The sequence below is a fragment of the Nonomuraea sp. NPDC000554 genome (genome assembly GCF_040300065.1).
In the GTDB taxonomy this organism is placed as follows: domain Bacteria; phylum Actinomycetota; class Actinomycetes; order Streptosporangiales; family Streptosporangiaceae; genus Nonomuraea.
Window position 1 is genome coordinate 54,264 of sequence record NZ_JBEPDC010000009.1, and the last position, 20,856, is coordinate 75,119.

General features: G+C 72.6%; 17 protein-coding genes. 5 read left to right on the forward strand and 12 right to left on the reverse strand.

All coding sequences use genetic code 11. The features are described 5' to 3' along the window. Window position 1: 1 nt before the first annotated feature. Window positions 2–2,548 (reverse strand): ABC transporter substrate-binding protein, encoded by a 2,547-nt coding sequence (locus ABT294_RS18795; RefSeq protein WP_350807162.1) that lies wholly within the window; start codon window positions 2,546–2,548, stop codon window positions 2–4. Continuing rightward, window positions 2,548–3,441, reverse strand: coding sequence for a carbohydrate kinase family protein (locus ABT294_RS18800; protein WP_350807163.1), 894 nt, complete (start codon window positions 3,439–3,441; stop codon window positions 2,548–2,550). Before ABT294_RS18800 ends, ABT294_RS18795 begins: the two co-directional genes overlap by 1 nt. Window positions 3,442–3,608: 167 nt before the next feature. Between ABT294_RS18800 and ABT294_RS18805 the strand changes: the two genes are divergently transcribed. The 4 genes from ABT294_RS18805 to ABT294_RS18820 all read left to right on the forward strand — a co-directional run bounded on the left by ABT294_RS18805 (window position 3,609) and on the right by ABT294_RS18820 (window position 9,243). Beyond that, window positions 3,609–6,533 carry a bifunctional acetate--CoA ligase family protein/GNAT family N-acetyltransferase gene (locus ABT294_RS18805; protein ID WP_350807165.1) on the forward strand — a complete coding sequence of 975 codons (2,925 nt, stop codon included), beginning with the start codon at window positions 3,609–3,611 and terminating at the stop codon, window positions 6,531–6,533. Window positions 6,534–6,668: 135 nt separating this feature from the next. Beyond that, the gene (locus tag ABT294_RS18810; RefSeq protein WP_350807166.1) at window positions 6,669–7,259 is read left to right on the forward strand and encodes a DUF5998 family protein; all 591 of its coding nucleotides are present in this window, start codon (window positions 6,669–6,671) and stop codon (window positions 7,257–7,259) included. 56 nt (window positions 7,260–7,315) lie between these two features. After that, window positions 7,316–8,443 carry an alkaline phosphatase family protein gene (locus tag ABT294_RS18815; protein WP_350807167.1) on the forward strand — a complete coding sequence of 376 codons (1,128 nt, stop codon included), beginning with the start codon at window positions 7,316–7,318 and terminating at the stop codon, window positions 8,441–8,443. Beyond that, a complete protein-coding gene (locus ABT294_RS18820; protein ID WP_350807168.1) occupies window positions 8,440–9,243 on the forward strand; it encodes a sulfurtransferase in 804 nt (267 codons plus the stop codon). The genes ABT294_RS18815 and ABT294_RS18820 overlap by 4 nt, the downstream gene beginning before the upstream one ends. A gap of 43 nt (window positions 9,244–9,286) precedes the next feature. Here ABT294_RS18820 and ABT294_RS18825 read toward each other — a convergent pair whose 3' ends face one another. From ABT294_RS18825 to ABT294_RS18840, 4 genes are all read right to left on the reverse strand, one after another. Beyond that, window positions 9,287–11,896 (reverse strand): CHAT domain-containing protein, encoded by a 2,610-nt coding sequence (locus ABT294_RS18825; protein WP_350807169.1) that lies wholly within the window; start codon window positions 11,894–11,896, stop codon window positions 9,287–9,289. Between the two features lie 52 nt (window positions 11,897–11,948). Beyond that, window positions 11,949–12,395 carry a hypothetical protein gene (locus tag ABT294_RS18830; RefSeq protein WP_350807170.1) on the reverse strand — a complete coding sequence of 149 codons (447 nt, stop codon included), beginning with the start codon at window positions 12,393–12,395 and terminating at the stop codon, window positions 11,949–11,951. Beyond that, the gene (locus ABT294_RS18835; RefSeq protein WP_350807171.1) at window positions 12,392–12,928 is read right to left on the reverse strand and encodes an RNA polymerase sigma factor; all 537 of its coding nucleotides are present in this window, start codon (window positions 12,926–12,928) and stop codon (window positions 12,392–12,394) included. The genes ABT294_RS18830 and ABT294_RS18835 overlap by 4 nt, the downstream gene beginning before the upstream one ends. Before the next feature lie 73 nt (window positions 12,929–13,001). Further along, window positions 13,002–14,015 (reverse strand): S8 family peptidase, encoded by a 1,014-nt coding sequence (locus ABT294_RS18840; protein WP_350807173.1) that lies wholly within the window; start codon window positions 14,013–14,015, stop codon window positions 13,002–13,004. A 175-nt stretch (window positions 14,016–14,190) separates the two neighbouring features. On the opposite strand from ABT294_RS18840, the gene ABT294_RS18845 reads away from it, so the two are divergent. Further along, window positions 14,191–14,685: a DUF3145 domain-containing protein gene (locus ABT294_RS18845; RefSeq protein ID WP_350807175.1), complete on the forward strand. Its 495-nt coding sequence runs from the start codon at window positions 14,191–14,193 to the stop codon at window positions 14,683–14,685. Window positions 14,686–14,747: 62 nt separating this feature from the next. Here the strand turns inward: ABT294_RS18845 and ABT294_RS18850 are convergent, their stop codons facing one another. From ABT294_RS18850 to ABT294_RS18875, 6 genes are all read right to left on the reverse strand, one after another. Continuing rightward, window positions 14,748–16,172: a carboxyl transferase domain-containing protein gene (locus ABT294_RS18850; protein ID WP_350807177.1), complete on the reverse strand. Its 1,425-nt coding sequence runs from the start codon at window positions 16,170–16,172 to the stop codon at window positions 14,748–14,750. Next, window positions 16,173–17,405, reverse strand: coding sequence for a beta-ketoacyl-ACP synthase II (fabF, locus tag ABT294_RS18855; protein ID WP_350807179.1), 1,233 nt, complete (start codon window positions 17,403–17,405; stop codon window positions 16,173–16,175). 35 nt (window positions 17,406–17,440) lie between these two features. Then, complete coding sequence (locus ABT294_RS18860; RefSeq protein ID WP_350807180.1) at window positions 17,441–17,680, reverse strand: acyl carrier protein; 240 nt, start codon at window positions 17,678–17,680, stop codon at window positions 17,441–17,443. Between the two features lie 85 nt (window positions 17,681–17,765). Continuing rightward, complete coding sequence (locus tag ABT294_RS18865; RefSeq protein ID WP_350807182.1) at window positions 17,766–18,722, reverse strand: beta-ketoacyl-ACP synthase III; 957 nt, start codon at window positions 18,720–18,722, stop codon at window positions 17,766–17,768. Beyond that, on the reverse strand, window positions 18,719–19,615 hold the full coding sequence (locus ABT294_RS18870) for an ACP S-malonyltransferase (RefSeq protein WP_350807183.1): 897 nt from the start codon (window positions 19,613–19,615) through the stop codon (window positions 18,719–18,721). Before ABT294_RS18870 ends, ABT294_RS18865 begins: the two co-directional genes overlap by 4 nt. A 103-nt stretch (window positions 19,616–19,718) precedes the next feature. Beyond that, window positions 19,719–20,843: a PucR family transcriptional regulator gene (locus tag ABT294_RS18875; RefSeq protein ID WP_350807468.1), complete on the reverse strand. Its 1,125-nt coding sequence runs from the start codon at window positions 20,841–20,843 to the stop codon at window positions 19,719–19,721. Window positions 20,844–20,856 lie beyond the last annotated feature (13 nt).

The window sequence follows — 20,856 nt, forward strand, 5'->3', positions numbered from 1 at the left end:
CCTACGGGCGGTTCACTCCCATGGTGAGCAGTTCGTAGCCGTCGAAGACGGGGCTGACGTGCAGGTTGGTGAGGTCCTTGCCGCGCAGGAGCGGCCGGGTGTCCCAGATCAGCGGTACGAGCACTCCTGCCTTGAGCGTCTCGCTCTCGACCAGGTCCCAGTCCGCGGCTCGCCGCGCGGGGTCCAGCTCGCGGGTGGCCTGGTCGACGAACCTGTCGATGACGGGCAGGCGGACGCTCACGTTGGTCGAGCTGCCCTTCTCCATGATCTGCCTGCTGTCCACCAGTGCCGACAGGGACGACTCCGCGTCCGGCCAGTCGGGCTGCCAGACCCTGGAGACCAGCCCTATCCCCTTTTCCTTGAGATACGTTGGGCTGCCACCAGATTTCCTGTAGAAATCGGCTATAGACCGCTTTTCCAGGGTCACCGTGATGCCGACCTTGGCCAGCGTGGCCTGCACGGCCTTCGCCAGAGCCTCCTCGCCCGGCATGTCGCGGTAGATGTAGCCGGTCGTGAAGCCGCCACCCTGCCCGCAGTCGGCGAGGTCCTTCTTGGCCGCGTTGACGTCGCCGCGCCGGTCGAGGCCCTGCGGCTGCCTACCGGTGATCACGGGCGACAGTAGCGTCGTGGCCACCTCACCACTGCCGAACGCGTCGCGCGCCGACACCCGGTCGAGGACGTCGACCACCGCCTGGCGGCACTTCTGGTTCGTGAACGGCGCTACCTGCGGGTTGATCGCCAGAAAGTGCAGGGCGGTCGTCACGGCGACGTCCGTGCGGGGGGCGAGCTGCGGGGAGACGTCCGGCGAGATGGCCGGGCTCACGTCCGTGGCCCCGCTGGCGAGCTGGGCGTCGATCTCGCGTTGGTCGCGGCTGAAGCTCACCTCGAACCTGTCGGGCAGGGCCGTGCGGTTGGGGTCGAGGTCGGGCTTCCAGTACGGGTTGCGCACCAGAATCAGCTCCGTGTCCCTGACGCCGGAGAACATGTACGGGCCGGAGGAGACCACCCGAGTGCGATAGCCGGCGCCCGCGTCCGTGTCCTCGGGAACGGGGATGGATTCCGGTAGCGCCGCTACCTGGTCGAACGTGGCGAACTGGCGGTTCAGGTGGAAGATGATCGTGCGGTCGTCGGGCGCCTCGATCGCGCTCGACGTCGGCGGGCGGAGCAGCTGGTCGAAGTGGCTGCTGCCGTTGGGCAGCGCGTCGCTCATGCTGCGCAGGATCGCGTGCCTGACGTCCTTGGCGCTGATCGGTGTGCCGTCCTCGTAGCGCACGCCCTCGCGCAGGCGGTAGGTCCAGGTGCGCCCGCCGTCCGTGGTCTCGCCGAGCGAGGTGGCCAGGTCGGGGACGAGCTGCAGGCCCGCCGCGCCTGGCGCCGGACGGTACATGGTCAGGGCCCGGCCGTAGAGCCTGACCAGGCTCCACATCTCCTTGTAGTACATGTTGCCCGGATCGGTCGAGTCGGGCGTCAGGGACGTGGCCAACCGCACCACGCCGCCCTTCTTCACTGACGGGTTCAGCACCGTCGTCAGCGCGGCGTTCCTGCCGGTCGGCTGGGTCAGCGGTGGGTCCGGCTGTCTCGGCCACAGCCACGCCGTCACCCCCACCACCAGCGCGGTGGCCACCGCGCCCGCCGAGGCGAGGAGCGCCCGCCGCCGCACCGGACTGAGCAGGCCGGGCACGGTCGTGGGGGGTGTGGCCGGGTGGGGGGACGACATCGTCCTCGGGCCCATGCCGGGTGGCGCCATCGGGGGCGGGGCCGTGATCAGGGCCTGTAACAGCTGCTCGGCCGTCGGGCGGGCGAACGGATCCTTGGCCAGCGCCGCCCGCAGCACCGGCAGCAGCGATTCCGGCACCCCGGACAGGTCCGGCTCCAGGGCCAGGATCCGGTGCATGACCGCGGGCAGCGTCCCGACACCGAACGCGGCCCGCCCGGTCGCGGCGTACACCATCGTCCCGGCCCAGGCGAACACGTCGCTCGCCGGCAGCGGATTGCCGTGGAACTGCTCCGGGGCCATGTAGGCGGGCGTGCCCACCACACTCGTGGTGAGGCTCTGGCTGAGGTCGAGCGCTCGCGCGATACCGAAGTCGATCACGCGCGCGCCGTCGGAGCCGAGCAGCACGTTGCTCGGCTTGAAGTCGCGGTGCATCACCCCGGCCCGGTGGATCGCGGCCAGCGCCGTCGCCGTCGTGACCGCCAGCCGGATGAGCGCCGACCCGGTGATCGGGCCCTCAGCGCTCACCTGCCGCTGGAGCGAAGGGCCCTCGACGTACTCGCTCACGATGTACGGACGTCCGTCGAGCGCCCCCACCTCGAGTACCCGGGCCGTGCAGAACTCGGCCACCCGGCGCGCCGCCTCGGCCTCCCGCTCGAAGCGCCGGACCGCCTGCCAGTCGTCGGCGAACCTGGCGTGCAGCATCTTGATCGCCACTCGCTCGCCACCCGCGCCGACGCCCAGGTAGACACCGCCCTGGCCGCCCTCACCGATGAAGTGCGTGACCTCGAAGGAAGCGACCTTCCCGGGGTCACCCGGCCGCAGGGCGCGCACTAGAGCCGCGGGCGAGCACCCAGGTGAATGATCGCCTTGGCCGCCAGATGGCAGCCGCTCGCCAGCGCCTCGGCCGGTGGCTTGCCGTCGAGCCAGGTGGGCAGGAACCCGGCGCAGAACGCGTCGCCCGCGCCGGTGCCGTCGACGATCCGGTCGACCGGGTCGGCCGCCACCCGGACCGGGTCGGGACGCCCGTTGCCGAACCAGAGCGCGCCGTCGACGTTCATCTTGATCACGACCTGCGGGAACCAGGCAGTGAGCACCTTCGCCGCGGCCTCCGGGTCGTCGCGGCCGGTCAGCACGCGCGCCTGCTCGGCGTTGGCGAACAGCAGCTTCACGCCGTTCGTCCACTCCAGGAACGGCTCGGCGCCCGTGCGGTCGAGCGGCGCGGACGACGCGCAGTCGACCGAGATGGACATCCCGGAACGCCGGGCCATGTCGAGCGCCGCCAGACCGGCGTCGCGGGACCCCTCGTTGATCAGCGTGTAACCCGACAGGTGCAGGTGGCCGCCGCCGTTGAACAGGTCGCGCGGCAGATCTTCGGGCGACAGCGCGGCGTTGGCCCCCGGATCGGAGAGCATGGTGCGCTCGCCCTTGTGCGTGACCAGCACCACGCAGGTGCCCGTCGGCCGTTCGGGGTCCATGACGAGCCGGGCGTCGACGCCGTAGCCCATCAGCTCCATGTCACGGTTACGACCGGTGATGTCGGCGCCCCTGCGCCCGATGAAGGCCACCTCGGCCCCCTCGACGGCCAGCCATGAGGCGATGTTCGCCCCTGAGCCGCCACCGTGCATCGTCACGATCGCCGGGGTGTCGCTCGCCCTGGCGAGCGCATAACGGGCGCGCGCGACCGCGTCGGTCATGAGATCGCCCACCACGACGACCCGCGTCATGATGCCACCACCTTGCCTACAGAACGAGCCTGGCCACCGGCAAAACTAACAGCTTCCGGCCTGCCCGTGGGGCCGACCACGGACACAGGCGCACAGTCGATGCACAAGCGTTGCCCAACGGGCCCCAAGAGCCGTGGCACAGGGGAACCGGGGCTACGCTCGGGACTGTGGAGGCTCACTACCCGGCCCACTGGGAGGCGGACGTCGTCCTCGCCGACGGCGGCACCGCGCACGTGCGCCCGATCAGGCCCGCCGACGCCGACCGGCTGCGCGCCTTCTACTCCCGCCTTTCCCCCGAGACGATCTACTTCCGGTTCTTCGGACCGCACCCCAGGCTGTCCGACCGGGAGGTCGAGCGGTTCACCAACGTCGACTACGTCACCAGGGTCGCGCTGATCGCCACCATCGGCGCCGAGATGGTCGCCGTCATCCGCTACGACCGCGTCGAGCCGGGCGAGGCCGAGGTGGCCTTCCTCGTCGAGGACGCGCACCAGGGCAGGGGAGTGGCCTCGGTGCTGCTCGAACACCTCGCCGCCACCGCCCGTGAGCACGGCATCGCCAGGTTCGTCGCCGACGTGCTGCCCGCCAACATGAAGATGATGGGCGTGCTGCGCCAGGCCGGATACACGGCCGAGAGCAGCTTCGCCGACGGCGTCGTCCGCATGACGCTCGACCTCACCCCGACCGTCACCTCCACCGAGGTCACCACCTCACGCGAGCACGCCGCCGAGGCCAGGTCGATCGCCAGGCTCCTCACGCCGGGCTCCGTCGCCGTCGTCGGCGCCTCCCGCGAACCCGGCGGCGTCGGCCAGACCGTGCTGCGCAACCTGCTCGCCGCCGACTTCACCGGCCCCGTCTACCCGGTGCACCGCGAGGTGCGCGCCGTGGCCGGGGTGCGGGCCTACCCGAGCGTGACCGCGATCGACGGCGACGTGGACCTCGCCGTGGTGGCCGTCCCCGCCGAGAGCGTGATCGACGTGGTCGAGGAGTGCGCCGAGAAGGGGGTGCACGGGCTGGTGGTGGTCTCGTCCGGGTTCGGCGAGACCGGGCCCGAGGGCCGCGCCAGGCAGGACGCGCTGGCCCGCATCGCCCGCGCGTACGGGCTGCGCGTCGTCGGCCCCAACTGCCTGGGCATCGCCAACACCGACCCCGCCGTCAAGCTGAACGCCACCCTCGCCGCCACCGTCCCCGGCCGCGGGCGGGTCGGCTTCTTCAGCCAGTCGGGCGCGCTCGGCACCGCGCTGCTCCAGCGGGTGGCGCAGCGCGGCATGGGCATCTCGTCGTTCGTCTCCGCGGGCAACCGGGCGGACGTCTCGGGCAACGACCTGCTGCAGTACTGGGAGGAGGATCCCTCGACCGAGGTGATCCTGCTCTACCTCGAATCGCTCGGCAACCCGCGCAAGTTCACCCGCCTGGCCAGGCGCATCGCGAGCGTCAAGCCGATCGTGGTGGTCAAGTCCGGCGGCAGCCCGGCCGGGCACTCGGCCGAGGCGCTCAGGCTGTCCGACTCGGCGATCAGCTCGCTGTTCTCCCAGGCCGGGCTGATCCGGGTCGACGACCTCATCCAGCTCTTCGACGTGGGGCAGCTCCTGGCGTACCAGCCGCTGCCGTCGGGGCCGCGGGTCGGGCTGGTCACCAACTCCGACGCGCTCGGGCTGCTCGCCGTCGACGCCTGCGTGGCCGCCGGGCTCGAGCCCCGCCCGCCGGTGAACCTGGGGGCCGCCGCGGGGGCCGCCGAGTTCGGCGCGGCGCTGGAAGACGTGCTCGCCTCTCCCGACGTCGACGCGGCCGTCGTGATCTACATGCCGCCGATCCCCGGCACGGCCGGGTCGGTCGCCGCCGAACTGCTCCGCGTGTCCGGCGCCGCCTCCGAGAGGGGTGTTGCCGGGAAGCCTGTGCTCGCGACCTTCGAGGGCTACCTCGGCATGCACCCCTGCCTGAGGACCGGCGACGGCGCGACGCCCGGGCCCGGGTCCATCCCGTCCTATGCCGCGCCGGAGGAGGCGGTGAGGGCGCTCGCGCACGTGGTGCGGTACGCGACCTGGCGCGCCCATCCGGCCGTCCCGCCGCCGGAGCTGGACGGCATCGACACCGACCGCGCCCGCTCCCTGGCCCTCCGCGCCCTGACCTCGCCCCCGGAACCCCTTCATGAGGAGCCCGTCGGTTCGCGCGCGGAAACCCCTGCGGGGGAGTCCGCCGGCTCGGGCGCGGGAACCGTTGCGGAGGAGCCCGTCGGTTGGCGCGTGGAAACCTCTGCGGGGCGGCTCGCCGGCTCTCCCTCGGAGATCCTTCCGCGGGAGCCTGAGCAGGGGGCCGGACCTGCGGCCGCTGAACTCTCCGGCCCCTCCGCCGGGCCTGGGGACTCCGCGTCCGGCGAGCGCGCCGCGCGGGTCCCCGCGTCCGGGCTGTTCGCCGCGCCGGGGCCGCTTGTGGAGATCGACGCGGCCGAGCTGCTGTCCTGCTACGGGCTCGCCGTCTGGCCCGCCGAGGTCGTCCGGTCGCCCGACGAGGCGGTGGCCGCCGCCGAGCGGTTCGGCTGGCCGGTTGTGCTCAAGGTGGCCGATCCGGAGGCCGCACGCCGCGCGGGAACCGTCCGGCTCGGTCTCGGGGGGCCGGAGAGCGTGCGTCACGCGTACGCCGAGTTCGCCGAGCAGCTCGGCGCGGACGTGGAGCTGGCCGTCCAGCGGATGGCGCCGCAGCCCGCCGTGCCGACCGTGGTGGGAGTCGTCGAGGACCCGGCGTTCGGGCCCGTGGTGTCGTTCGGGCTGGGCGAGGTGACCGCGCGGCTCCTGCTTGACCAGGGCTTCCGCCTGGCCCCGCTGACCGCCGAGGACGCCTCCGGGCTGGTGCGGTCGGTCCGCGCCGCGCCGCTGCTGTTCGGCCAGTACGGCTACCCGCCCGTCGCGGTGGACGCGCTGGAGGACCTCCTGGTGAGAGTCGGCCGTCTGGCGCACGACCTGCCGGAGCTGGCGCGGCTCGACCTCGACCCGGTGCTGGTGGGGGAGTCGGGCGTCATCGTGCTCGGCGCCAGGGCCACCCTCCGCACCCCACCGGGCCCGCGTCTCGACGGCGGCCCCCGGAGGTTGGCATGAAGCCAGGTCTTTCCCACGCCAAGCGCTCATTAAAACATAAAAGATAGCATTTATCGCAATAACCATTTAAATAAATGTTATATAGCGATATGTCCACGGGGTGAGCGCACAGCGTAGCCCTGGCAGGATGGACCCATGAGGGAAACCCGAGTCTCCGCCGCGGGTCTGCGTGAGGCGATAGAGCGCAGCGGCTACTACCCCGACCTCGTCACCGATGCGGTCGAATCCGCGCTGGGCAAGGAGGCCGTCACCGCCTTCGTGGTCCACCACGAGGCCACCTTCGATCCCGCGATGGAGGTACGCAGGCACGTCACCGTCCTGGTGCTGTCGGCGACGAGGCTGCTGGTCTGCCACACCGACGAGCACCCGGCCGTGGAGGGCGTCTCCACCTCCCACGCCTCGACCACCACGGAGGCGGTCCGCCTGAGCCGCGTCCAGTCGGTGGCGGTCACCCGCGTGGTCCCCGACCCCGCGTCCTACGTCCCCGGAGTGCCGCCGACCGAGGTGACGCTCACCATCGGCTGGGGCGCCATCTCTCACGTGGATCTCGAACCCGCGACCTGCGGCGACGAGAACTGCGAGGCCGACCACGGCTACACGGGCGCGATCACCGCCGACGACCTCTCCCTCCGGGTCAGCGAGGCGGCCGACGGCCCGGAAGCGGTCACGCACGTCCTCGCCTTCGCCAAGGCCCTCTCGGAGGCCACCGCCAGGGCGGCCGCCTGACGCGCCCGCGGTTCACCGGCCGCCGTCCACACGGGCGGGGTCACTAGGATCGGGGCATGGCCGACAACCCGCCGCTGGTGCCGTCGTACGGCTCCGCGTCGCTGGCGGACCTGACGCCGTCCCTGCTGGCCGCCCTGGGCGTGGGCGGGCAGAACGTGCTGCGGCTGGAGCCCGCCGAGCGGGTCTGCCTGTTCCTGGTCGACGGGCTCGGCGCCGAACTGCTGAGGGCGCACCCCGACCGGGCACCCTTCCTCACGGCCGCCACGGGCCGCACTCTCACCGCCGGATTCCCCGCCACCACCGTCACCAGCCTGTGCTCGCTCGGCACCGGCATCCCGCCGGGCGAGCACGGCATGGTCGGGCTGACGCTCGCCGTCCCCGGCACCCGCCACGTCTTCAACTGCCTGCGCTGGACCCTGCCCGGCGGCCTGGTCATGGACCCGCTCCAGTGGCAGCCCGCCACCACCGTCTACCAGCGCGCCACGGCCGCCGGGATCGCCTCCTCGTACGTGGCACCCGCCGAGTTCGAGGGCACCGGCCTGACCGAGGCCGTCTACCGGGGCGTCCGCTACCTGCCGGCCGACAGCGTCGACGAGCGCGTCGAGCGGGCACGGGCGGCCCTGGCCGAGCCGAGGGCGCACGTCACCGTGTACTACGGCGATCTCGACGCGGCCGGCCACATGACCGGGTGGGGCAGCGAGGAGTGGCTGCGCCAGCTCGAGATCGTCGACTCGATGGCCGAGCGGCTGGCCGCGGCCCTGCCTCCCGGCTCGGTGCTGTACGTCACCGCCGACCACGGCATGGTCAACGTGACCGAGAAGATCGACGCCGAGAGCGTCCCCGAGCTGGCCGCCGGCGTGGCGATGCTGGGCGGCGAGGCCAGGGCCAGACACGTGTACGCCGAGCCCGGCGCGGCCGGCGACGTGCTCGACGCGTGGCGGGCGATTCTCGCGGGTCGCGCCTGGGTGGTGCCGCGGCAGGAGGCGGTCGAGTCCGGCTGGTTCGGGCCGCGGGTCAGCGCCGACTGGCTGGGGCGCATCGGCGACGTCGTGGCCGTCCCGTACGCCGATCTGGCCATCACCGCCCCGTCCCGGCACCCGATCGAGGCCCTGTTCACCGGCTATCACGGTTCGATGACCGCGGCCGAGCAGCACGTCCCACTTCTGGAGGTAAGCAGCCGATGAGTCCGTTGATCACTTTTGCCGAACTCGCCGCGCTCCACGGCGCGAGCGTGCTCGACGTGCGGCACCGGCTCGGCGGGCCACCCGGGATCGGGCTGTACGACGAGGGGCACATCCCGGGAGCCGTCTACTGCGACGTCGACACCGACCTCGCCGCCCCTCCCGGCAAACTGGGGCGCCATCCGCTCCCCTCGGCTGAGGACTTCCAGCGGGCGATGCGGAGGCTCGGCGTGTCCGGCAGCCGCCCGGTCGTGGTGTACGACGACGCGGGCGGCATGAGCGCCGCTCGCGCCTGGTGGGCGCTGCGCTACTTCGGCCACCAGGACGTCCGGGTGCTCGACGGCGGGCTCGCCGCCTGGGCGGGGTCGCTGTCCAAGGAGCGTCCGCAGGTGGCCGAGGGGGATTTCACCGCCGAGCCCGGCGGCATGCCGTTGCTCGACGCCGACGAGGCCGCCGCGCTGGCCACCAGGGGCGTGCTGCTCGACGCCAGGGCAGCCGAGCGGTACCGGGGCGAGGTGGAGCCCATCGACCCGGTCGCCGGGCACGTGCCGGGTGCGGTGAGCGCCCCGACCACCGAGAACGTCGGCGCTGACCGCACGTTCCTGCCCGCGGCCGAGCTGCGGCGGCGCTTCGCGGCGCTGGGTGTCACTGACGGGGTGGAGGCGGGCGCGTACTGCGGCTCGGGTGTGACGGCCGCGCACGAGGTGCTGGCCATGGAGATCGCCGGGCTGCCCGCCGCCCTCTACGTCGGCTCGTGGTCCAACTGGGTCGCCGACCCGGCCCGCCCGGTCGCCACCGGCTGATCGCCCACGCCGGACAGGCCGCGTGGGAGCAGACCGAGTCGCATCAGATCCCGCCGCATCGGCCCGCGCCGCTCACCACGGGCTGGTCGCCCGCGCCAAAGCAGGCGAAGCACCACACCTCGGACGCGGCCGAGGCCGCCGCCAGCGCCGAAGCGGGTGGCCGTCCGGCCGCCACGAGCTCGTGGAACATGGTCATCACGGCCAGCGCCTCCTCGTCGCCCACCGGCAGCAGCCCGGCGACGACGCACGACGCGCCCCTGGCCAGGAACGTGCCCGCCAGGCCGAGGGGCGCGCCCTCGGCGGGCGTCCGGGCCATGCCGGAGTCGCACGCCGACAGCACCACCAGCCCCGCCGCCCGCGACAGCCCCAGCAGGTCGTAGGCCATGAGCCGGCCGTCGTCGAGCGTGATGCCCGACAGCAGCGGGCTGCGCGCGTGGAAGACGCCGTGCGCGGCCAGGTGCAGCACGTCGGCCGTGGCCAGCGCCGCCAGCACGGCGTCCGTCCGCGCCGGGATCTCCCGCGCGCCCGGGTGGCAGCCGAGCACCCGCGCGACCTCCGCCTGCGCGTGCGTGAGAGCCGGGCCCGCCGCCGCGACCACCGCCGGGCGGTCGGCGGGAACGGGCGCGCGCTGCCGGGCCTCCAGCCAGGCCGCGGCGCTCGCCACCACGCTCACCGGCCGGCCACGCAGGGACGGCAGCGCCGCCCACGGCAGCGTGTGCAGCACCCCGGCAGGCACCACCACCAGCGGCCGGTCGCGCAGCGCGGCGGCGAGCGGCCCGAGCAGCATCTCCTCCAGGTCCGCGGCGGCGGCCTCGACCGGGCCGTCGGAGGGCCACGGTCCGCAGCCACCAGAGCCGCCGGACGTCCTCGACCCGGACTCGCCAGGGCCGCTGGAGGTGCGTAGCGCGTACCGGAGCCGTACCAGCGCCTCGGCGACCGCGTCCATCGCTCCCAGGCGCCGCAGCGCGACACGCTCGGCGGTGATCACCACGGCCAGCAGCGAGCCGTCCTCGACGACGAACTCCACCAGGGCCGAGTCGCCCAGCACCGCCCGGACCTGCTCGGGATCGGCCAGGCAGGCGGCCTGCCGGGGCGCGGTCACCGACCGCCACCGCTCGGCCCAGTCGAACACCTCCGCCGCGTCGCCGTCGCGCACCGCGAGCCGCAGCCCGAACGCCGCCAGCCGCTCGCCCGCCCGCGCCGCGTGCGCCCGCAGCGACGGGTCGTCGAACGTCTCCGCCTGCCCGCCCACCTCGGCCAGCCCGTCGCGGACCGCGACGAGCGCCCCCGTGACGTCCTCGCGCACCGCCGCCTCCAGCGCGAGCGCGTGCTGGCGCACCAGGGGCGGCACCTGTGACGCCTGCGCCAGATGCTTGGCCTGCAACTCGGAGGCGAGCGAGGTGAGCTTGGCGCCCGCGGGCACGCGGTGCTTCCTGGCGTCCAGGGTGAGGCGGGCGAGCTGGGCGGAGGCGGCCGGCTGGTCGTCGATGGCCAGCGCCGCCTCGGCCGCGGCCAGGCGCAGCGCGGCGGCTGCCACCAGGTGCCGGCCGCCGTCCTCCATCTCGTCGGCGCACGCGACCAGCTCGTCCACCAGCCCGGACGTGGGGCCCTCCAGCGCCAGCCTGGACCGCAGCACCACCTCCCTGGCCAGCGGCAGCCACGCGTCGCGGTCCTGTGCGGCCAGTTCCCGCGCGGCGCGTTCCGCGACGGACAGCGCGCGCCGCGCGTCGCCGGTCAGCAGCTCCACCTGGGCCAGCTTCAGCCGCGCCTCGGCCAGCGCCACGTGCGCGTCGGACGTCTCCAGATCCGGCACGGCCAGGCTGAGCAGCGCCCTGGCCTCTCCCGGCAGGTGCGCGGCCAGCAGGGCGCCCGCGAAGTCGGCCCGCATGGTGGCCAGCCGCTCGGGGAAGCCGAACAGGGTGTCCTCGGCGGCGCGGTAGTGCGCGAACGCCCCCGCGATGTCGCCGCGCCGGACCGCGAGGAACGGCAGGTTGGCGGCGGCCAGGCGGGCGAGGTGGTCCAGCCCGGCCTGCTGGGTGATCTGCAGGCAGGCGGTGATGTCGCGCATGGCGGAGTCCCAGTCGCCGCGGTAGGCGTGCACCAGGCCGCGGTTGAGCAGCCCTCCCGCCAGGAACCTGCGGTCGTCGGCGGTGCCGGGCGCGGTGACGAGCGCGACCAGCGACCGGTCGCACGAGGCGATGGCCTCCTGGTAACGGCCCAGGTGGGCCAACGCCACGGCGCGTTGCGTGTCGAGCTTGGCCCGGTCGAGCGGCGACAGGTACGCCCACGCCAGGGCGGCCACGCGTAACGCCTGGAGGGGATGGCCGCGCTCGGTGCGCACGGTCACCAGCGAGAGCCTGGCCTGCGCGATCCGCTCGCCCGGCGCTCCGCAGGTGGCGATGGCCCGCCTCAGGTAGCCTTCGGCGGCCTCCAGATCGCCCAGTTCGCGGACCGACAGCGCCAGTGCGCGCAGCGCCACGACCGCTGCTTCGACCGCGCCCGTCCGCTGGGCGGCGCGAAGCACCGCGCGTCCGGCGTGGAACGCCTGCTCGGGATCGACGACCGACCGCGACACGGCCGCGTCGGCCGCCGCGACCAGCGCGTCGCGCTCCTGGAGGCCGGGCCGCGCGGCGTGGTGCTCGGGTGTCGGCATCGTGCCGCCTTCGGCTTCGCGCAGGGGCCAGGGTGCGGCCCTGGCCCCTGCCTCATGGGCGGATACGTACCCACCTGGTCTGGACGGGGGACTGGCCAGGACGGTGGCACACCACGCTGAGCCAGCCCGGAGGCAGGCCGGTGGCCGCGAACTGGCCGGATCGGGACAGACGCCGGGTGAGCGTCAGATGCGGGGTCCGGACGTCGACATGGCTGCCCTCTCCGGGATGCGGGGACACCTGCCCGGCGACGTCGATGAGCCCGTCGCCCACGGTCACCTCCAGGTCGAAGGTGAGGCCGGCGGCGACGAACCGGACCATGTGGGGACCGTCCATGCCGCGCACGCCGCGGGGTGCGGCGCGTTCGGCGGGGTTGGCGGTCACCGCTTGCGAGACCCGCAGCCCGAAGGCGTCACGCGCGGCGGCGGACACATGCCCAGGGATCGGGTCGTTTCCGGCAGCGAGCCGGAGGGCCGCTAGGAAGTATTCGTCGTTGTTCATTGCACCGTCTCCTGTTGTGAGATCAGGGTGCGCAGTTTGTTCAGGCATCGGGCCCTGGTCGGACCGACGCTGCCTGCCGGAACCCCCAGCCGCATCGCCACCTGCTGGCTTCCTTGGCCCGTTGCGACCAGCAGGAGCAGAGTGCGGCATGGTTCGTTGAGCGTGGAGACCGCCTGCCAGAGCAGACGGCTCCCGTCGGCTTCGAGGACCGCCGACGCTGGATCTGGATCGAACACGACGTCACAGGAGGGAAGGCCCGGAGGCTCCTTCCTGAGAATCCGGATCGCCTCGCGGCGCGTGGTCGTCGCCAGCCACGCGCCGATGCCCGCGGGGTCACGGATGGTGTGCAGATGCTCCAGCAGGCGCAGCCAGGCTCCCTGGACCGCGTCGGCGGCATCGGCGCTGTTCAGACCACACGCGCGGGCGACCGCCCACATGCGCGGCCCGAACCGGGACTCGAGCTCGTCCCAGGCGGTGCGGTCGTCGTCAGCCGCGGCTTTGAGCAGCTCCGCCGGCTCGCGTGGCTCGTCCATGCTGACTCCTTGCCGTACCTCACAGGAGGTCATAGCTACCTCCTCGTGATTGGCCGGGGACTGAGCGTAAACTCTACAGACTCGACGGGACGAGAACTCCCAGATCGGGAATTTGCCGGGCCCCCTCCCGATGGAGCAGCCCTTTGACCGCGTCATGCACCGGCCGCTCCTTGGCCGCGTCGGCGATGGCCCCGGCGACCAGCGCCGTGGCGAAGGACGTGCCGCTCCAGGTCGCGTAGCCGTCGAACTCGCCTCGCTCCAGGAAACTGCTGGTCAGCCACTCCCCCCGGGCGCAGGCGTCCACCCAAGGGCCGTGCGCGGAGAACGGCGCGCGCTGCTGCTCGGTGGGGTCGACGGCGCCCACCGCGACGACGCCCGTCAGCGCGGCCGGCCAGAACGGCCGCTCGCTCCCCGTGTTGCCCGCGCAGGCGACGGCGACCGTGTCGGGCATCGAGCCGAGCGCGTCGGCCAGCAGGGGCGGTGGCCGGTCGTCGAAGGTGTGCCCGCCGAAGGAGAGGTTGAGCACCTGTGGCGGGAACCGCCGCATCCGGTGCAGCGCGCGCACCACGCTCGCCTCGTCGCCCACGCCGTTCGCGTCGAGCACCCGGCTGACCCGCAGCGAGGCGCCCGGCGCCTGGCGCAGCAGCAGGCCCGCGACGAACGTGCCGTGCCCGGCCTGGCCGCCCTCGGTGGCGTCGGCGCTCTCGGGGCCCAGTTCGGTGTACCAGCCGCTGTTGGCCCACCACGGGTGCCGGGCCACGCCGGTGTCGAGCAGGCCGATGGTCACCGGCGAGCGCGACCTGCCCTGTCGGTAGTGCACGGGCTTGACGGGGAACGGCCTGCTCGCGGGCCCGCCGAAGAACAGCGGCTGGCCTGCGAACACGTGGTTGGGCGAGGCCCTGAACCCCTGTTCCCGCAGCTCCATGGCGACCTCGCACGGGTCGGCGCCGGGTGTCAGGTGGAGCACGCACACGCCGTCTGCCTCGGCGACCGCCTGGGTCCAGCGGGCCACGGCGGACAGCGCGCTGCGATCGGTCAGCACCTGACCTGGCCGGATCAGCGCTTCACCGACTGATTGGATGTCCATGAGCCGGTATCTTTCCTCGCTCGGGCCCGTGTCACGCGCCACAGCCGCAACAACTTGGTATGGCCCCCCACTGGTGTCCGATGGCAACCGACGGTAGTCTCTCCCTAGTCACTTGTGATCATCCCGGGTCGAGGCCGTTGGGGAAGGCGCACCTCGTACCGAATCGGGAGGTCCGGTGTCTGCTCGTGGCGTGCTGTACGTCCACTCGGCTCAGCCCGCGCTGTGCCCTCATATTGAATGGGCGGTCGCGGGTGTCCTTGGCGTGCCCGTAGATCTGACGTGGACACCCCAACCTGCCGCGCCCAATGTCGTGCGGGCGCAGGCGGAGTGGGAGGGCCGTCCGGGCATCGCGGCGGCCATCGCCTCCTCCCTCATGGGCTGGCAGCGCCTCCGTTTCGAGATCACCGAGGACGCCTCGTCCGGTGTCGACGGCTCGCGCCACGCCTACACGCCGACGCTGGGCGCCTTCACCGCGGTGATCGGAGCCGCGGGTGACATCATGATCCCCGAAGACCGGCTGCGCACCGTGATGATGACGGCCTCCCAGGGGCGGTGCGTGCTGGAGGACGAGCTCGACAAGATGCTCGGCAGGCCGTGGGACGAGGAGCTGGAGCCGTTCAGGTACGCGGGCGACGGCGCGCCCGTCCGCTGGCTGCACGCGGCGGTGTGACCCGGGAACGCCGATGGGGCCCCGCACCTGAACAGGTGCGGGGCCCCATCGGATAGGTCGCGTTACAGCGGGATGTTCCCGTGGGCGCCCCTGGCCGGGGTCGCCTGCGCGAGGACCTTGGCGATCGCGCCGCGCGTCTCCTCCGGCTTGATGACCTCGTCGATCACGCCGATCTCCTGGGCCCTGGCCAGGCCGCCGGCGAGCTGCTCGTGCTCGGCGGCGAGCCGGTGCTCCAGCGCCGCGCGCTCCTCCTCCGGCGCCGCCGCCAGTTCGCGCCGCTTGAGGATGCGCACTGCGGCGACCGCGCCCATGACCGCGACCTGGGTCGTCGGCCATGCGAACACCTTGGTCGCGCCGAGGGCGCGGGAGTTCATCGCGATGTACGCGCCGCCGTACGCCTTGCGGGTCACCAGCGTGACGCGCGGCACGGACGCCTCGGCGAACGCGTGCAGCAGCTTGGCGCCGCGGCGGACCACGCCGTCGTGCTCCTGGCCCACGCCGGGCAGGTAACCCGGTACGTCCACGAGGACAACCAACGGCACTCCGAAAGCGTCACACATACGAACGAATCGGGCGGCCTTCTCGGCGGACGTGGCGTCGAGGCAGCCGCCGAGCCGCATCGGGTTGTTGGCGATCACTCCGACCGTCCGGCCGCCGAGGCGGCCGAGCGACGTGACGATGTTCGGCGCCCACTTGGGGTGCAGCTCGATGCCGGGCTCGTCGAGCAGGCCGTTGACCAGCGGCTTGACGTCGTAGGCGCGGCGGGCCGACTCCGGCAGCAGGCTGGAGAAGTCGATCTCATCGATGCCGGACGAGCGCACCCGGCCCTGGTGGCCGAGCAGCGAGGCGAGCTGGCGCGCCTTCAGCAGCGCGTCGGTCTCGTTCTTGGTGACGACGTGCACGACGCCGCTGCGCTTGCTGTGCGGTTCGGGGCCGCCCAGGGAGGCCGCGTCGACGTCCTCGCCGGTGACGCTGCGGACCACGTCCGGGCCCGTGACGAAGATGCGGCCGGAGTCGGCGAGGATCACGAGGTCGGTGAGCGCGGGGCCGTAGGCCGCACCGCCGGCGGCGGGCCCGACGACCACGGAGATCTGCGGCACCACGCCGGACGCCTTGGTCATCGCGGCGAAGACCCGGCCGACGGCGTGCAGCGACTCGACGCCTTCGGCGAGTCGCGCACCGCCGGAGTGCCAGATTCCGATGACCGGCACCCGCTCACGGACGGCCACGTCGTAGGCGTGCACGATGTGCTCGCAGCCCTCGCTGCCCATCGCGCCGCCCTGGAAGCGGGCGTCACTGCAGAAGGCGACGACGGGGACACCCTCGACACGGCCCATGGCGGCGAGCACGCCGCTCTTGTCCTCGGGAGTGATCAGCCGCAGCGAGCCCTCGTCGACCAGCGCGGTCAGACGGACGAGGGGGTCGCGGGGATCGGCAGGCTCCTGATCGGAGCCGGGCGTCACCACCCGGTTGTCGAGGACGGTCATTCAGGCTCCCTTAAACACGACGGCCGCGTTGTGGCCGCCGAATCCGAACGAGTTGTTGACCGCGGCGATGTCGCCCTCGGGCAGTGCGCGGTTCTCGCCGTAGACGAGGTCCACTTCGATGCCGTCGTCGAGTTTGTCGAGGTTGATGGTGGCGGGCACGATGCGGTGGTGCAGCGACTTGATCGTGAAGACCGACTCGATGCCGCCCGCGCCGCCGAGCAGGTGGCCCGTCATGGACTTGGTGGAGGTGACCAGCGGGTGCGTGCCGATGGCCTTGGCGACCGCCTGGACCTCGATGACGTCCCCGGCCGGGGTCGAGGTGGCGTGCGCGTTGACGTGCCTGACGTCGGCGCCCGTGACGTCGGCGTCGTTGAGCGCCTGGGTCATCGCCATGATGATGCCCCGGCCCTCCGGCTCCGGCTGGGTGATGTGGTGGGAGTCGGCCGAGTAGCCGACACCCGCGGCGTAGGCGTAGATCCGCGCGCCGCGCGCCTTGGCGTGCTCCTCGGACTCGAGCACCACGATGCCCGCGCCCTCGCCGAGCACGAACCCGTCGCGGTCACGGTCCCACGGCCTGGACGCGCCCGCCGGGTCGTCGTTGCGGGTGGACATCGCGCGTGCCGCGGCGAACGCGGCGATGTTGAGGCCGTGGATGGCGGCCTCGGTGCCACCGGCGACCACCACGTCGGCGCGGCCGCTCCGGATCATGTCCATGGCGTAGCCGATGGCCTCCGCGCCTGAGGCGCAGGCGGAGACGGTGGCGTGCACGCCGGCCTGGGCGCCGAGGTCGAGGCCGATCCAGGCGGCCGGGCCGTTGGGCATGAGCATCGGCACGGTGAACGGCGACAGCCGGTTCCAGCCGCGCTCCTTGTAGGTGTCGTAGGCCGAGAGCGTGGTGTTGATGCCGCCGATGCCGCTCGAGACCACGACCCCGAGCCGCTCGCGCGCCACGTCGGGCGCGCCCGCGTCCTGCCAGGCCTCGCGCGCAGCCACCAGGGCGAACTGCTCGCTGCGGTCGAGACGGCGGGACTCCGGCCGGGGCAGCACCTCGGTCGGGTCGACGGCGGCCGTCCCCGCGAACTTCACGGGGACGGTGTCGACCCAATCCTCGGTCAGGGTTCTGACGCCCGACTGACCGGCGAGGAGCGCCGACCAGGTCGAGGTGACGTCTCCACCGACAGGCGTCGTCGCGCCGAGCCCGGTGACGACGACACGTACCCGGTTTGCACTCACGTTTCGCGCTCCTTGATCGATCAGCGGGGATGTGGTCAGTTCTGGATGAAGGTGAGGACGTCCTTGACCGTCTTCAGGTTCTTGAGCTGGTCGTCGGGAATCTCGACGCCGAACTCGTCCTGGGCGGCCACGGCGATCTCGACCATCGACAGGGAGTCGATGTCGAGGTCGTCGACGAAGCTCTTCTCGGGGGTGACTTCCGAGGCCGGAATACCGGTGATCTCGTTGATGATCTTGCCGAGGCCCTCGAGGATCTCCTGCTCGCTGGCAGCCATGTCGCTAGTTCTCCTTTGGATTTTCTGGGTTCTGTACGGCTCGCACCGTACAAGCTGTGTCAGGTACGGCGAGCCGTACCGGATCCTACGGAATCTCGATCACTTGCCCCGCATAGGTCAGGCCCGCGCCGAAGCCCAGGGCCAGGGCGAGCTCGCCGGAGCGGACCTCGCCTCGCTCTACCATGCGGGAGAGCGCGAGCGGGATGGACGCGGCCGAGGTGTTCCCGGCGGTGACGATATCGCGAGCGATGACCGCCTTGTCGGCGCCCAGCTTGCGGGCGATCGCCTCGATGATCCGCAGGTTGGCCTGGTGCGGGACGAAGGCCGCGAGCTCGGACGGATCGACGCCCGCTCGCTCGCACGCCTCCTTGGCCACCGGGTGCAGCGCGGTGGTGGCCCAGCGGAAGACCGTCTGACCCTCCTGGTGCAGGAAGTCGTCGCGGTCCTGGATGATGATGGCGTCGGACTTGTCGCCCGCGCTGCCCCAGACGACCGGCCCGATGCCCGGCGTGTCGGTCGGGCCCACCACCGCGGCTCCGGCGCCGTCGGCGAAGATCACGGCGGTGGACCTGTCGGTCCAGTCGACCCACTGCGACAGCTTCTCGGCCCCGATGACCAGCACGTTTCTGGCCGCGCCGCCGCGCACCGCCGCGCTGGCCGTGGCGAGCGCGTAGCAGAACCCGGCGCAGGCCGCGTTGACGTCGAAGGCGCCGGGGGAGTTGATGCCGAGGCGGTGGGCCACGATGGCGGAGGCGTTGGGGATCTGCGTCTCGAGCGTGCAGGTGGCGACGATGACCAGGTCGATGTCGTCGGCCGACAGGCCGCTGGCGGCCAGCGCCTTACCGCCCGCCTGAGCGGCCATGTCCTCGACGGACTCGCCGGAGGGGGCGACCCTGCGCTCCTTGATGCCGACGCGTGACTGGATCCACTCGTCGTTGGTGTCCATGTTCTTGGCCAGGTCGTCGTTGGTGACGACGGTGGCCGGCTGGTAGTGGCCCAGGGCCAGCATCCTCGCGCCCGGGGCGACGTCGGGAATCCTCATTTGATCAGCTCCCTGGCCGCATCGAGGTCGTCTGGGGTCTTGAGCGCCACGGTCTCGACGCCCTTGAGCCCACGCTTGGCCAGGCCGGTCAGGGTGCCGCCCGGCAGCAGTTCGATCATCCGGGTGACTCCGAGATCAGCCATCGTGGCCATGCAGGAATCCCACCGGACGGGGTTGCTGACCTGGCCGATCAGCCGCTGGAGCAGCTCGGCGCCGGCCGTCACGACCTGGCCGTCGGCGTTCGACAGCAGCTTGACCCGCGGGTCGGCGGGGACGATGGTGGCGGCGGCCGCGCGCAGGTGCTCGACGGCCGGGGCCATGTGCGCCGTGTGGAAGGCGCCGGCGACCGACAGCGGGATGAGCCGCGCCCTGGCCGGTGCGTCGTCCTTGAAGGCGGCGAGCTGCTCCAGCGTGCCGCCCGCCACGATCTGCCCTGCGCCGTTGATGTTGGCGGGGGTCAGGCCGTGCCTGTCGATGGCGGCCAGCACCTCGGCCTCGACGCCGCCGAGCACGGCGGTCATGCCGGTCTCGGTGATCGCGGCGGCCTTGGCCATGGCCTGGCCACGCTCGCGGACCAGGGTGAGCGCCTGCTCGGGCGTCAGCACCCCGGCCAGCGCGGCGGCGGCCAGCTCGCCGACGCTGTGCCCCGCCAGCACGTCAGGAGTCGCGCCGAGCGCCTCTGCGGACGCCAGCGCGGCGGCCACGAGCAGGGGCTGGGCGACCGCGGTGTCGCGGATCTCGTCGGCGCCGGCGGTGGTGCCGTAGGCGATCAGATCGAGCCCGACGATCTCGGACCAGGCTGCCAGCCGGTCCGACAGGCCGGGAAGCTCGAGCCAGGGTGTCAGGAAACCTGGAGTCTGGGCACCTTGGCCCGGAGCGACGAGTACAAGCACGTAATTCACCATGCCCTGTAGAACTCCAACACGAGGGTAAGGATCCGTACGAACTTTGTCCTCGGTCTTTTGTAAGAACCCCACAGTGTGGGTTTCGGGGCGATTACGTTAGCGCCCGCCAGGTTACGGCGCTCTCCGAGAGCCTCCCGAGGATCAGCCCGACCTGGAGCGTGAAGGCCGACCTGCCCTCGGTCGGCTGGTAGCCGGTCAGTTCGGTGATCTTCTTGAGCCGGTAGCGGACGGTGTTCGGGTGCACGAACAGCAGCCGGGCGGTGGCCTCCAGCGAGGTGCCCTGCTCCAGGTAGGTGGCCAGGGTATCGAGCAGCGGCGTTCCCGCCAGCGGCAGGTAGACGTTCTCGACGAGCTGGCCCCTGGCGTCGCTGTCGCCGTCGAGCGCCCGCTCGGCCAGCAGGTCTTCGGCGTGCACCGGGCGGGGCGCGTCGGGCCAGCCGGCCGCCGCCTTCAGCCCGGCCAGCGCGGCCCTGGCCGACCTGGGGGCGGAGTGCAGGTCGGGCACCTCGGGGCCGATGACGATCGGGCCCTCGCCGAAGCGGGCCACGACCTGCCTGGCGGCGTCGTGCACGCTGCCCGCGCCGCCGACGATCACGATCAGCCGGTCGGCCTGCACCCCGGCGAGCAGGTCCATCCCGATGCGGCGGCCCTTCTCGCGCAGCCCGTCGATCACCGCCCGCGGGTCGTCGTCGGGCGCCTGCCCGGCGATCACGACCACGGGAGAGGAGGTCCAGCCGAGCGCGGCCGCCCATGAGTGCAGCCCGTCGTCGACCTCGCCGCGCACCAGCGCGTCGACGATCAGGGCCTCCAGCCTGGAGTCCCAGGAGCCCCTGGCCTCGGCCTCGCGGGCGTAGACGTGGGCGGCGGCGAACGCGACGTCGCGGGTGTAGCGGAGCATGGCCTGCTCCAGCTGGTCCTCGCCGCCCGGCGCGGCCAGCTCGTCGGTGCGCGCCTCGACCACCTCGACCACGATCCGGACGATGTCGACGGTCTGCTGGAGCGAGATCGACCGCTTCAGCTCGCGCGGGGCCGTGCCGAAGAACTCGATGCTGGGCGTGGGCCGGTTCTCGCCGGCGTGCTGGAACCACTCCACGAACGCGGCGATTCCCGCCTGGGCCACCAGCCCGACCCAGGAGCGGTCCTCGGCACTGAGCGCGCGGAACCACGGCAGCTGGTCGTCCATGCGCGCCATGGCCGCGGTGCCGAGCGAGCCCATGGCGCGCTCCAGC